Consider the following 13867-nt stretch of genomic DNA (forward strand, 5'->3'; position numbering starts at 1 on the left):
CGCACCGGACCTGAATGAGCACCGCCCGCCCCGCCAGAAAGACCACCCGCCCCTCTCGCCGCAAGGGATCAACACAGCGCCCGGCCGTGGATCTGGCGCTGCAGGGCGGCGGCTCGCACGGTGCCTTCACCTGGGGGGTGCTGGACCGCCTGCTGGACGACGACGGGCTGGACATCTGCGGCATCTCGGGCACCAGCGCAGGCGCGCTCAATGGCGCCGTGATGCTCAGTGGCTATGTCAAGGGCCATGCAGAAGGGGGGGTGCCTCAGGCGCGGCGGCAGGCTCAGCAATCGCTGCGCGACTTCTGGCGCGACATCAGCGGACACGGCCCCATCTTCTCGCCCCTGACGGTCGAGTCCAACGGGATGCTCAAGCCCCAGTTCAACTTCGACCAGTTCCCCGCCTACCAGTGGCTGAACATGTTCACGCGTGCCTTCAGCCCCTACGAGTTCAACCCGCTGAACCTGAATCCCCTCAAGGACGTGCTGCGCCGCCACGTGGATGTGCAGGCCTTGCACGATGGCTGTCGGGGCTGTGGCATCCACCTGTTCGTGACCGCCACCTCGGTGCGCACGGGCCAGGCCAAGGTCTTCACGGATCAGGAGCTGAGCCACGATGCACTGATGGCCTCGGCCGCCCTGCCCTTCGTCTTTCAGGCCGTGACCATCGATGGCGAGGCCTACTGGGATGGCGGCTACACCGGCAACCCGGCGCTCTACCCGCTGATCTACAACACCGAGGCGCTGGACATCCTGCTCATCAAGATCAACCCGCTGGTGCGCGAGGACACGCCCACGCGCAGCATGGACATCATCGACCGGCTCAGCGAGATCACTTTCAACACCAGCCTGATCGGCGAGATGCGGGCCATTGCCTTCGTCACCCGATTGTTGAAGGAAGAAAAGCTGGACCCTGGGCGCTACAAGCACCTGCACCTGCACATGGTGGCCGACGACGAGGGGCTGCTGCCCTACAACGCATCGAGCAAGTTCAACACCGACGCCACCTTCCTGCAGCATCTGCACGACCTGGGGCATCAGGCAGCGGATCGGTGGCTGAAGGCGCATCGGCAGGATGTGGGGCAGCGCAGCTCGCTGGACATCGAGAGCGCCTTCCTGAGCCAAGCCATCAAGCCTTGACATTCCTCAAGGCTCACTTCGCGATTTCAGGCAGCATGAAAACACTGAAGTTTTCGCCCCCACAACAGGAGACCTTATGGATCTGGACAATCACCCCCTGGCTCGCGACTTCCCTGAACTCAAGGACAAGATCCACGATCTCAAGATCAACAGCACCCACTTCGCCCGCCTGAACCGCGAGTACGAAGAGGTCGACAAGGCGGTCATCCGCCTGGAGAACGGCACCGAACACGGCTCGGCCGCCGAACTGGAAGAAAAGAAGCTCAAGCGCGTGCACCTCAAGGATGAGTTGTACGCCTTGCTGAAGGCCTGAGACACCGGCCTCACATCGGTTAAGGCATCGCTGCGTGCCGTCTGATCGGACGGCATCGACAGCGCCTCGGGGCTCGGCGCCACAAGCGCCGCGCCCTTTTCTCATTGGGTCCCCGAGATCGTGGGTAACGGTGGACCGTTAAAATCGGCGGATGACCGAGTCTGCCCGCACCCCTTCCGACGCCACACCTGGCGCCCCCCGCTCCGCCCAACACGTGGCGCCCATGCGCCTGTCCGGCCTGGAGCCGGTGCTCATCGGCCAGGGCTCGCTGTTCGTCAATGTGGGTGAACGCACCAATGTGACGGGCTCCAAGGCTTTTGCCCGCATGATCCTGGAAGGGCGCTTCGAAGACGCCCTGTCCGTGGCACGCCAGCAGGTGGAAAACGGCGCCCAGGTCATCGACATCAACATGGACGAGGCCATGCTGGACAGCCAGGCCGCCATGGTGCGCTTCCTGAACCTGATCGCCGGTGAGCCGGAGATCGCCCGCGTGCCCATCATGATCGACTCCTCCAAGTGGGAGGTGATCGAGGCCGGTCTCAAGTGCATCCAGGGCAAGGGCATCGTCAATTCGATCTCGCTCAAGGAAGGCGAGGACAACTTCCGCCACCAGGCCAGACTGGTCAAGCGCTACGGCGCTGCGGCCGTGGTCATGGCCTTTGACGAACGGGGCCAGGCCGACACCTATGCGCGCAAGATCGAGATCTGCGAGCGCGCCTACCGCATCCTGGTCGACGAGGTGGGTTTTGCGCCCGAGGACATCGTCTTCGACCCCAACATCTTTGCCATTGCCACCGGCATTGAAGAGCACGACAACTACGCCGTGGACTTCATCAACGCCACGCGCTGGATCAAGCAGAACCTGCCCGGCGCCAAGGTCTCGGGGGGGGTGTCCAATGTGTCCTTCAGCTTCCGCGGCAACGAGCCGGTGCGCGAGGCCATCCACACGGTCTTTCTGTACCACGCCATCCAGGCGGGCATGGACATGGGCATCGTCAACGCCGGCATGGTCGGTGTGTACGATGATCTGGACCCCACCCTGCGCGAGCTGGTCGAGGACATCGTGCTCAACCGCCAGCCCGTGTTCAAGGATGGCGAGGACACCAGCCTGACGCCCACGGAGCGCCTGCTGGCCATTGCCGAGCAAGTCAAGGGCGCCGCCAAGGACGACAGCGCCAAGCTGGCCTGGCGCGGTACGGCCGACGAGCCCGTGCCGGTCGACACCCGCCTGAGCCACGCCCTGGTGCATGGCATCACCGATTTCATCAACCACGACACCGAAGAAGCCTGGCAGCACATCAAGGCGCGCGGTGGCCGCCCGCTGCACGTGATCGAAGGCCCGCTGATGAGCGGCATGAACACGGTGGGCGACCTGTTTGGCGCGGGCAAGATGTTCCTGCCGCAGGTGGTCAAGTCGGCCCGCGTGATGAAGCAGGCCGTGGCCCACCTGGTGCCCTACATCGAGGAAGAAAAGCGCCTGCTCGAGCTCAGCGGCGGCGATGTCAAGGCCAAGGGCAAGATCGTGATCGCCACGGTCAAGGGCGATGTGCACGACATCGGCAAGAACATCGTCACGGTGGTCCTGCAGTGCAATAACTTCGAAGTGGTCAACATGGGCGTGATGGTGGCCTGCAAGGACATCCTGGCCAAGGCCAAGGAAGTGGGTGCGGACATCGTCGGCCTGTCGGGCCTGATCACGCCCAGCCTGGAAGAGATGCAGTACGTGGCCGCCGAGATGGAGCGCGATGAGTACTTCCGCAGCCGCAAGACGCCGCTGCTGATCGGCGGTGCCACCTGCTCGCGCGTGCACACTGCCGTCAAGATCGCCCCCCACTACAGCGGCCCCGTGGTCTATGTGCCCGACGCATCGCGCGCGGTGGGCGTGTGCTCCGAGCTGCTCAGTCCCGAGCGCCAGCAGGCCTACATTGCCGAGCTGAACGCGGACTACGAGCGCGTGCGCCAGCAGCATGCCAACAAGAAGGCCACACCCATGGTGTCGCTGGCCGAGGCCCGCGCCAACAAGGCCCGGGTGGACTTTGAACAGCACACCCCCGAGGTGCCACGTTTCATCGGCCGCCGCGTGTTCAAGAACGTGGATCTGGGTGAACTGGCTCCCTACATCGACTGGGCGCCCTTCTTCCAGACCTGGGATCTGGCCGGGCCCTTCCCCGCCATCCTCGATGACGAGGTCGTGGGCACCGAGGCCAGGAAGGTCTTTGCCGATGCCCAGGCCATGCTCAAGCGCATCGTCGATGGCCGCTGGCTGACCGCCCATGGCGTGATCGGCCTGTACCCGGCCAACACCGTGGATGACGACACCATCGAAATCTACGCGGACGAAACACGCAGCCATGCGCTGATGAGCTGGTCGCCGCTGCGCATGCAGACCGAGCGTCCCGTGGTCGACGGGGTCAAGCGCCCCAACCGATCGCTGGCCGACTTCGTAGCCCCCAAGGGCGTCAAGCCCGACTACATCGGCCTGTTTGCCGTGACCGCCGGCTTGAACATCGAGAAAAAGGAGGCCGAGTTCCTGGCCCACCACGATGACTACTCGGCCATCATGCTCAAGGCTCTGGCCGACCGCCTGGCCGAAGCCTTTGCCGAGCGCATGCACGAGCGCGTGCGCAAGGAGTTCTGGGGCTATGCCGCCGATGAGCACCTGGACAACACGGCCCTGATCAAGGAGCAGTACCGCGGCATCCGTCCGGCGCCGGGCTACCCGGCCTGCCCGGATCACACGGTCAAGCGCGAGATGTTCCGTGTGCTCGACGCCCATGAGGTCCACATGCACCTGACCGAGAGCCTGGCCATGATGCCCGCGGCCAGCGTCAGCGGCTTTTACCTGTCTCACCCGGAGGCGGCCTACTTCAATGTGGGCAAGATCGGTGGGGATCAGGTGGAGGCCTGGGCCCACCGCACGGGCCTGAGCCTGGCCGAGGCCGAGCGGGCCCTGTCACCCAATCTGTGAACGGATGATCAGCCTTCGCTCGGGCGAGCCTCGTCGGTGAGGGCGTCGACCACCGAAATCAGGGCCATCACGTCCACGGGCTTGGTGAGGTACCAGCGAAAGCCCTGCGCCTGCGCCTTACGCATGGTGTCGGGCATGGCGTCGGCCGACAGTGCCACGCGCGGCAGACCCGCTGTGGTCGGATCCCGCTCCAGCTGGTCCACCACGTCGAAACCGTTCATGTCACCCAGCTGCATGTCCAGCAAGAGCAGGTCCGGACGGGTGCGTCGAACCGCAGCGATGGCCTCCTGACCACTGCGGGCGATGGTGAGCACGCAATGCGGCCGCAAGGCGAAGATCTCGCTGATCAGGTTGATGTTGACCTCGTTGTCCTCGGCATAGAGCACCTTGAACCACGGCAGGTCGTCGGCATGGGCCGCCGCCTCCACGTCGGGCGAAGGTGCGGCCGGCCAGCCGCGCGGCGACACCGGCAGGGCCTCCAGGTCAGCGCACGGCAACCAGCAGATCATGTTCGAGCCCTGTCCGGCCTGGCTGTGCACTTCGAGATCCCCGCCCATCAGCTGCAACAGGCGCCGCACAATGACCAGGCCGATGCCCGAACCTTCGACGGGGGTGTTCTCGGCACCCAGGCGGTTGAAAGGCTCAAACAGATGCGAGAGCTGTTCGCTCGTCATGCCGGGGCCGTTGTCGGCCACCTGCAGGGCCACGCGATCGCCTTCAACCCAGGCGCTCAGGGTCACGAGGCCCCCGGCATGGTTGTACTTGATGCCGTTGGACAGCAGATTGACCAGCACCTGCTGCAGGCGCAGGCGATCCGCCCGCACGCCCACCTGACGCAAATCCTGCCAGGCCTGCAGCGTGACATCGCTGGTCTGCGCCAGGCCGCTGGTCAGCGACAAGGCATTCTCGAAGGCATCGGCGATGGAGACGTTCTCGATGGACAAAGGCAATTGCCCTGCCTCGATGCGGGAGAGGTCCAGCACGTCGTTGATCACGGCCAGCAGGTGCTGACCGGCACGCTCCATCAGGTCGATCTTGCCGCGCTGCCCGCTCGTCAGGGGATCGCTCTCGCTGAGCTTGAGCAACTGGGCAAAGCCGAGCACGGCATTGAGCGGCGTGCGCAGCTCATGGCTCATGCGCGAGAGGAACTCCGACTTGGCCGCACTGGCCTGCTCGGCCGCACGGGCCTTGATGGTGGCCTCCTGGTAGAGCTTGTGCTCGGTGATGTCGTGCAGGTAGCCGAAACGGGCGCTGCGCCCGCTGACCGTGCCCCGCAAGGCCCGGCCACCCATGGTGCGCCAGCCCTTGCCCGGTACGTTCACGCGGAACTCGTAGCGTGCCGGCTCCATCGCCGTGAGCCCTGTACTGCAGACCTTGCGCATATAGGCCACATCGTCGGGATGCATGTCACGGTAGATCTGCTCGAAGTCGTCGCGCAGGGCCTGCGGCTCCAGGCCCAGCAACTCACGCAGGCCGTCGTTGACGTAGGTGATGCAGGGACGGCCTTGAGCGTCAGGCTCCAGCACGTAGATGACCCCCGGCACATTGCGGCTGAGGCTGCCCAGCACGGCCACCTCGGCCTGCAGGGCGCTGACCTGCTCACGCAAGGCCAATGCCTCGTCCTTCCAGTGCTGGACGTCTTCCTCTGACCCGTCATGGGACTTCCCGAACATCAACGCTCCAACAGACTAAGACACTTGTATCACTCTGACACAAGGCGTCATGACTTGCCTATGGGGATTGACCGCAGATTTCAGGCCAAATTCAGCAAAATTTCAGGACAAGAGAAGTGGTTTGAGGTAAATACCCGTGTAACTGTCCGGGTGATCTGCCAGTTGCTCGGGTGTCCCGGCCATGAGCAAGGTGCCGCCACCTGAGCCCCCCTCGGGGCCCATGTCCAGCAGCCAGTCTGCCGTCTTGATGACGTCCAGGTTGTGCTCGATCACGACGATGGTGTTGCCCGCGTCTCGCAACTGATGCAGCACCTTGAGCAGCAGAGCGATGTCGTGGAAGTGCAGGCCCGTGGTGGGCTCGTCCAGAATGTAAAGCGTGCGACCCGTGTCGCGTTTGGACAACTCCAGTGCCAACTTGACGCGCTGCGCCTCGCCTCCCGACAGGGTGGTCGCGCTCTGTCCCAGGCGGATGTAGCCCAGCCCCACGTCCATCAGGGTCTGCAGCTTGCGGGCGATCGAGGGCACGGCACTGAAGAAGGCCAGCGCGTCCTCGACCGTCAGGTTCAGGGTCTCGTGGATGTTCTTGCCCTTGTAGAGGATCTCCAGGGTTTCGCGGTTGTAACGCTTGCCATGGCACACGTCGCAGGGCACATAGACATCGGGCAGGAAGTGCATCTCCACCTTGAGCACCCCATCCCCCTGGCAGGCCTCGCAACGGCCACCGGCCACGTTGAAGGAGAAGCGCCCCGCGCCATAACCCCGCTCACGCGCGGCCGGCACTTCGGCAAACAGCTCACGGATGGGGGTGAACAGGCCGGTGTAGGTGGCCGGATTGCTGCGCGGCGTGCGCCCGATGGGCGACTGGTCCACATTGATGACCTTGTCGAAGAGCTCCAGACCCTCGATCTCGTCGTGCGGCGCGGGCTCCAGGTGGCTCTGGTAGAGCTTGCGCGCCACGGCCGCATACAGCGTGTCGTTGACCAGGGTGCTCTTGCCCGAACCTGACACGCCGGTCACACAGGTCAGCAGGCCAGCGGGGATCTCGGCGGTGACTCCCTTGAGGTTGTGGCCTCGGGCATTGACGATGCGCAGGCGCGGGGTCTCGGCCGTGACGGCCCGACGCGTGGTGGGCACCTCGATGCGCAGCGCACGCGCCAGGTAGCGGCCCGTAAGGCTGTCCGGGTGGGCCGTGACCTCGTCGGGCGTGCCCTGGGCCAGCACGCGCCCGCCATGCACCCCGGCCCCCGGGCCCATGTCGACGACATGGTCGGCGGCGCGGATCATGTCCTCGTCGTGCTCGACCACGATGACGCTGTTGCCCAAGTCACGCAGGTGCTTGAGGGTGCCGATCAGGCGGTCGTTGTCGCGCTGGTGCAGGCCGATGCTGGGCTCGTCGAGCACATACATCACCCCGGTCAGACCCGAGCCGATCTGCGAGGCCAGGCGGATGCGCTGGGCCTCGCCTCCCGACAGGGTGTCGGCACTGCGGTCCAGGCTGAGGTAGTTCAGGCCCACATCGTTGAGAAAGCGCAGGCGCGAGCGGATCTCCTGCACCACTTTGGCGGCGATCTCGGCCTTGGCACCCTGCAGGTGCAGGGTGTCGAAGTAGGCAAAGGCCTCGGCCAGGGTGCTGTGGGCGATCTCGTAGATGGCGCGGGTGTCGCCCGTGTCCACATTGAACAGTTTGACGTGACGGGCCTCGCGGCGCAGGCGTGTGCCATGGCAGTCCGGGCAGGCCTTGGGCTGCTGGTAGCGGCCCAGTTCCTCGCGCACGGCCGGGGAATCCGTCTCCTTGAAGCGGCGCTCGAAGTTGGGGATCACGCCCTCGAAGGCGTGGTGACGCTTGACCTTGCGCTTTTTGCCGCTGGGGCCATCGGCCTCGTAGGTGAACTCGATCTCGACCGGGGCCGAGCCATACAGGATCACCTGCTGGAAGTCGGCGGGCAGGTCCTCGAAGGGCTGTTCGATGTCCACGCCATAGTGGCGGCCGATGCTCTCCAGCAGGGAGTAGGTGTAGGGGTTGCGGCGATCCCAGCCCTTGACCGCGCCGCTGCCCAGGCTGAGCGAGGGGAAGGCCACCACGCGCTCGGGATCGAAGGCGATGACCTGGCCCAGGCCGTCGCAGGTCGGGCAGGCCCCCACGGGGGAGTTGAAGGAAAACAGGCGGGGTTCAAGTTCGGCCAGGGAGTAGCTGCACACCGGGCAGGCGAACTTGGCTGAAAACAGGTGCTCCTGACCCGAATCCATCTCCAGGGCGATGGCGCGACCGTCGGCCAGGCGCAAGGCGGCCTCGAAGCTCTCGGCCAGGCGCTGGGCCATGTCACCGCGCACCTTGAGGCGGTCGATCACCACGTCAACATCGTGCTTCTCATTCTTGACCAGGGGCTTGAGATCGGCCGCCTCGACGATCTGGCCATTGATCCGAAAGCGCACATATCCCTGGGCCTGCATGTCGGCGAACAGCTCGGCGTGCTCGCCCTTGCGGTCGCGCATCACCGGGGCCAGCACCATCAGCTTGGTGTCTTCGGGCAGGGCCAGGGCCGCATCGACCATCTGACTGACGCTCTGCGACTGCAGGGGCATCGCGTGGTCGGGACAGTAGGGCGTGCCTGCGCGGGCAAACAGCAGGCGCAGGTAATCGTGGATCTCGGTGACCGTGCCCACGGTGGAGCGCGGGTTGTGGCTGGTGGCCTTTTGCTCGATGGAAATCGCGGGCGACAGGCCCTCGATCACATCCACATCGGGCTTGTCCATTAACTGCAGGAACTGGCGGGCGTAGGCGGAGAGGCTTTCCACATAGCGGCGCTGCCCCTCGGCATAGAGGGTGTCGAATGCCAGGCTGGACTTGCCCGAACCCGACAGACCGGTGATGACCACCAGTTCGTGGCGAGGCAGATCGAGGTCGATGTTCTTGAGATTGTGGGTGCGTGCACCGCGGATCTGGATCATCGGCACGTCATGGCGGGACGCGCCATGGGATGCACTACGGGAAGGGGGGCGAGACATCGGACGAACGGCGGGCAAAGACGCCTTGAGCAGGCAACCGGTCATCATACGACGCCAGCACTGGTGCGACCAGCCCCTCAAGTCAGGCCGGGTCTTGCCGAAACCCTGACGTATGGACACTTCCGTCTTCGCCATCAACACCCGCCCCATGCCTGGCGGCTGGTCCTGGCTGCTCGGCGACGACCCGAACCGACGCACCGGGCTGCAGCGCATGCTGGTGGCGTATGCCCTCCTGCTGGGCATGCACGGCCTGCGAGCCCTGGGCCTGCTGAGCACGGGCCAAGGCCTGGACGATCTGGCGCTGCCTCTGAGTCTGGATCTGCTGTGGATGACCCTCTGCTTCAGCTTGGTGCGCAGCGGGCGCACGGCCCAGCGCCCGGACCCGACGCTGACCAGCACCCAAGTGGCGCTGGCCCTGCTCTCGGTGGTGATGAGCTATGCCCTGGTGGATGTGGGACGCGCCGCGGCGGCACCGCTGGTCGGCACGATGCTGGCCTTGACGGTCCATCACCTGCGCGCCCGCACCATCGTGATGCTCGGCGGCCTGAGCCTGGTTCTGCTGGCCGGGTGCACCTGGGTGCTGGAGCTGGTGTCCACAGAGGGTGTGAGCGGGCCACGCCCGTGGATCGGTCTGGCCACCCTGGCCCTGTGCGTTCCCGGCCTGGGCTGGGCGGCACACCGTGCGGCCACCCTGCGCCAGACGCAAAAAGCCCAGCGCAGCGCGCTCCAGGAGGCCCTGACCACCCTGGACGCCCTGGCCACCCAGGATGAACTGACAGGCCTGGCCAACCAGCGACACATGCAGGCAGTGCTGCAGGCCGAATGCAAGCGGCACGCGCGCAGCGGCCGCCCCTTCTGCATCGCCCTGCTGGACATCGATCAACTGCAGGCCGTCAATGAACGACATGGTCTGGCCCAGGGCGACGAGGTCATCCGCCAACTGGCCCGCGTGGGCAGCAGCCACCTCAGAGCGTCGGACATGATGGCCCGCTGGTCGGGCGAGGAGTTCATGATCCTGATGCCCGAAACCCCGCTGGACGGGGGCATGCGCTCCCTGGAGCGCCTGCGCGAACATCTGCGCACCCGCTGGGGCTACTACCACGATGGTCGCTGGGTGCCCATGAACTGCACCGCAGGCCTGACCCGTTACCGCACCGGCGAGACCCTGCAGCAGATGCTGCACCGGGTGGATCAGGCGCTGCGAGAGGCCCGCGCCAGTGGCCAGGATCAGGTCGTCAACTCATGAACCTTGCCCCCACCCACCCCAAAGCCACGACCGCGCTGCTGGCGCTGGCCATCATCGGCCTGGTCGGGCTGTACACGGCGGTGCCCGATCTGCGTGATGCTGCCCTGCCCCTGCTCACCCTGGTGCTGATGGGCGGACTGTTCAGCCTGCGGCCGCGCGAAGTCCGGATCCTGGCGGGCGCCACCATGGTCCTGCTGGCACTGGCCGTGATCGCGCTCTGGCGGCTGGACAGCAGCCGCTTCGACCCGATCCAAGAGGGCTTGTCGGCGCTCATGGTCCTGGCCATGATCCCCGCCGTGGGCTTTGCCGTGCAGGGCTTTGCCCAGCGCATGGCGCATGCCGAAGCAGAGCGCCAGGCCTTGACCAGCGCTCTGGCCGACATGAGCATGGCCGTCACCTGCGACCCGCTGACCGGGCTCTACAACGATCGGCACATGCGGGAATGCATGGCCCAGGAGGCACGACGTTGCCAACGCGCGGGCACGCCTTTGAGCGTGGGGGTGATGGACATCGACGGCCTGCGTCGCTTCAACGAGCAACTGGGCTTTGATGTGGGCGATCAAGCCTTGCGGCTGTGGTCACAGACCGCGCGCGAGGTGTTCCGTCAGACCGACGTGGTGGGCCGCTGGCGTGCCGAGCAATTCATCGTGCTCTTTGCTGACAGCAGCACCGAGCAAGCCGCACTGGGCATCGAGCGCCTGCGGGAGTCACTGAGTCAACGCCATGTCGGGCACCTGCCCTGCCCGGCCTTCTCGGCTGGCCTGGTGGACTGGCCCGCCGAGGAGCCGATCGACGCCGTCATCGAACGCGCCTGTGCCGCCCTGCGTCAGGCCAAGTCCGAAGGGGGCGCCCGTTGCGTGGTGGGCAGCCGGGATGCGGCCCTGCCCACCTGATCGCCCCCAGGCTCACAAGCCCATCAGGTGCTTGCGAAAGAACGCCGTCTGACGCGTGACCACCTGCTCGAACAGGGGCCCGGTATAGGGCGCAAAGTGATCGGCCCCCGGCAGTTCGACGTAGTCCACGCGCTTGATCTCCTTGACCATGTCACGCACGCCGTCGATGGGGATGAGGCCATCTTTTTCGGCCGCCATCACCAGGGTCGGCGCCTGGATGTTCTTGGCCGAGTTGGCGGGCGTGAACCAGGGCAGGGTCATGAAGATGCGGGCCGCCACCTTGTTCTCGGCCTCCTGCCCCGGGGGTACCAGCTTCTTGTAGCCCTCCTCGCACTCGTCGCAGATCAGGGCCGAGAAAGCATCCTTGGCGATGATGGGCACATAGATGGGTTCCTCCTTGTCCGAGCGCATCAGGTCGCGCAGGCCATACCAGGCCGCCAGTGGCTGGTACTTCAGAGGAAAGCGCAAACCACTTTGCAGGCCGCTGACAAACGGCACCTGCGCGCTGACGGCCTTGACGATGTCGGGCCGCTGCGCCCCCACCACCAGCACCTGACCGCCGCTGTAGGACGTGCCCCAGATGCCCACACGCTGCGCATCGACATCGGTGCGCGCACGCACCGCGTCCAGCGCAGATGACCAGTCCTTGACATGGGCCTGCCCGTCCACCACGCGGCGGGGCTGCCCGCCACTCTTGCCAAAACCTCGGTAATCAAACCGCAGCACGGCAAAACCGGCCTTCACGAAGCGATCGGCAAACGGCAGCAGTCCCCAGTCCTTGTGGGCACCGAAACCATGCGCCATGACGATGACGGGCGGCTTGCTCACCCCCTTGGGCAGCCACCACTCCGCATCGCAGGTCGTGGCCTGGCAAGGGAAGGTCGCGGGCACCACCGTGTGCGTGGCTGCCACAGGCGCCGTGGCCGGGCTCTGCGCCAGGGCGCTGGACGATGCCAGCAGGAAAGCACCGGCCCAACCAGCCACTCGTGTCGTGTTCATCTTGGAGACTCCTCGATACAAAAGCATTGGTACCAATCAGTACCAACAAGGTACGCCACAGTACCAACACCGAGGCGGTACTGTCAAGTACCATTGACGACAATGACTGTCGCCGCCGAAGCCTCTTTGCCCGCACGCCAGCGCCTGATCGAGGCCCTGGCGCAGACGCTGGCCACCAAACCCTATGCCGACACCACGGTGGCGGACGTGGTGGCCCAGGCGCGGGTGTCCAAACGCACTTTCTACGAGCAGTTTGAGAGCAAGGAAGCCTGTCTGCTGGCCCTGTGCGACACCCTCAGCCAGGAGATCATGGCGCGGATCGCCGCCAGCTACGACCACGAGGCCGACTGGGTGGAGCAACTGCGGCAGGTCACGCACGACTATCTGGCGCATCTGCAAAGCCACCGCGCGCTGCTGCGCCTGTTCTTCATCGAGCTCTACAGCCTGGGACCGGCGGGCCTGCAGGTGCGTCGGCGCATCCAGGGCACCTTTGCGGATTTCCTGAGGATGCAGGTGGACATCGCCCGCCTGAAAGAGCCCTACAAGCGCCCGCTGGAGGCCGACATGGCCCTGGCCGTGGTCGGCGGCATCACCGAACTGATCCTGCACGCCATCGAAACCGATCAGACCGACCAGTTGACGGCACTGACCCCGACCATCACCAGCTTCGTGCAGGCCGTGCTGGAATCGCTGGTGCCGCTGGAGCACCGGCTCGCCCCACCGGCTGCCTGAACTCTCTCAGCTCTCGTTCACACACCGGGCCTCGATGGCCCCCAGGCGCTCGATCTCGATGCGCACGGTGTCACCTTCCCGCAGGAACTTCGGGGGCTTGAAGGCCGCGCCTACGCCACTGCAGGTGCCCGTGAAGATCATGTCGCCCGGCTCCAGCGTCATCACGGCGCTGAGCTGTGCAATCTGGTCCCAAACGCTGTGGATCATCAGGCGGGTGTGGCTGTGCTGGCGCAACTCGCCATTGACCCAGCAGCGCATCTCCAGCCCATGCGGATCGCCCCCCAACTCATCGGCCGTGGTGATCCAGGGCCCCACCGGGGCATGGGTGTCGAAGCTCTTGCCCAGGGTCCACTGCGAGGTGCGCTTCTGGATGTCACGCACCGACACATCGTTGCCCACCGCGTAGCCGAAGACGACCTCATGGGCGCGCTCGACCGGCACATGGCGACAGCGCTGCCCGATGATGACCACCATCTCGGCCTCGTAGTCCGTCATGGTCGAGATGCGCGGCAACACGATGGGATCGAAGGGGCCGTGGATGGCATTGGCCAGCTTGGGAAACCAGATCTGGTGCTCGGGCACGGTGCGCGATTCGCCAATGATGGACTCCTGGACATGCTCCAGATAATTGAGGCCAATGGCCAGGGTCTTGCCCGGGCGCGGCACCGGCGCCTGCAGGTGCACCTCGGCCAGGCGGTGATCGGCAGGTGCACCCTGCAGCGCCACCACACGCGCCTTGAGCTCCGGCCAGCGCGTGATCAGATCGATCATGGGCTGATGCGGCGCCAGCGTGCCCCCCAGGGCACGGCCCAGCGAGACGATCTCGTCCCCACGGACCAGGCCGACATCGCTGCGGCCCGCCAGGTCATATGTACACAGATGCATCACAGGTCTCCGT

The 13867-nt window shown here is 65.5% G+C and carries 10 protein-coding genes; 6 read left to right on the forward strand and 4 right to left on the reverse strand.

Going from position 1 to position 13867, the window contains the following annotated elements:
• The first annotated feature begins 14 nt into the window (after positions 1-14).
• From VFW84_RS07040 to metH, 3 genes are all read left to right on the forward strand, one after another.
• Positions 15-1139: a patatin-like phospholipase family protein gene (locus VFW84_RS07040; protein WP_329679736.1), complete on the forward strand. Its 1125-nt coding sequence runs from the start codon at positions 15-17 to the stop codon at positions 1137-1139.
• Between the two features lie 76 nt (positions 1140-1215).
• Positions 1216-1452, forward strand: a complete 237-nt coding sequence (locus VFW84_RS07045; protein ID WP_329679737.1) for a YdcH family protein — start codon at positions 1216-1218, stop codon at positions 1450-1452.
• 151 nt (positions 1453-1603) lie between these two features.
• On the forward strand, positions 1604-4420 hold the full coding sequence (gene metH, locus VFW84_RS07050; RefSeq protein WP_329679738.1) for a methionine synthase: 2817 nt from the start codon (positions 1604-1606) through the stop codon (positions 4418-4420).
• A gap of 8 nt (positions 4421-4428) precedes the next feature.
• Here the strand turns inward: metH and VFW84_RS07055 are convergent, their stop codons facing one another.
• Positions 4429-6093 (reverse strand): hybrid sensor histidine kinase/response regulator, encoded by a 1665-nt coding sequence (locus VFW84_RS07055; RefSeq protein ID WP_329679739.1) that lies wholly within the window; start codon positions 6091-6093, stop codon positions 4429-4431.
• 102 nt (positions 6094-6195) lie between these two features.
• Entirely contained in the window at positions 6196-9099 is a 2904-nt protein-coding gene (gene uvrA, locus VFW84_RS07060) for an excinuclease ABC subunit UvrA (protein ID WP_414638918.1), read from the reverse strand.
• A gap of 112 nt (positions 9100-9211) precedes the next feature.
• On the opposite strand from uvrA, the gene VFW84_RS07065 reads away from it, so the two are divergent.
• Entirely contained in the window at positions 9212-10345 is a 1134-nt protein-coding gene (locus VFW84_RS07065; protein WP_329679741.1) for a GGDEF domain-containing protein, read from the forward strand.
• On the forward strand, positions 10342-11238 hold the full coding sequence (locus VFW84_RS07070; protein WP_329679742.1) for a sensor domain-containing diguanylate cyclase: 897 nt from the start codon (positions 10342-10344) through the stop codon (positions 11236-11238). Before VFW84_RS07065 ends, VFW84_RS07070 begins: the two co-directional genes overlap by 4 nt.
• Positions 11239-11250: 12 nt before the next feature.
• Here the strand turns inward: VFW84_RS07070 and VFW84_RS07075 are convergent, their stop codons facing one another.
• A complete protein-coding gene (locus tag VFW84_RS07075) occupies positions 11251-12237 on the reverse strand; it encodes an alpha/beta hydrolase (protein WP_329679743.1) in 987 nt (328 codons plus the stop codon).
• A 102-nt stretch (positions 12238-12339) separates the two neighbouring features.
• Here VFW84_RS07075 and VFW84_RS07080 point away from each other — a divergent pair, with 102 nt between their 5' ends.
• The gene (locus tag VFW84_RS07080) at positions 12340-12969 is read left to right on the forward strand and encodes a TetR/AcrR family transcriptional regulator (RefSeq protein WP_329679744.1); all 630 of its coding nucleotides are present in this window, start codon (positions 12340-12342) and stop codon (positions 12967-12969) included.
• A gap of 6 nt (positions 12970-12975) precedes the next feature.
• Here the strand turns inward: VFW84_RS07080 and VFW84_RS07085 are convergent, their stop codons facing one another.
• Positions 12976-13854, reverse strand: a complete 879-nt coding sequence (locus VFW84_RS07085) for a fumarylacetoacetate hydrolase family protein (RefSeq protein ID WP_329679745.1) — start codon at positions 13852-13854, stop codon at positions 12976-12978.
• Positions 13855-13867 lie beyond the last annotated feature (13 nt).

Origin of the sequence: Aquabacterium sp. (assembly GCF_036279655.1) — a bacterium.
Taxonomy (GTDB): domain Bacteria; phylum Pseudomonadota; class Gammaproteobacteria; order Burkholderiales; family Burkholderiaceae_C; genus Aquabacterium.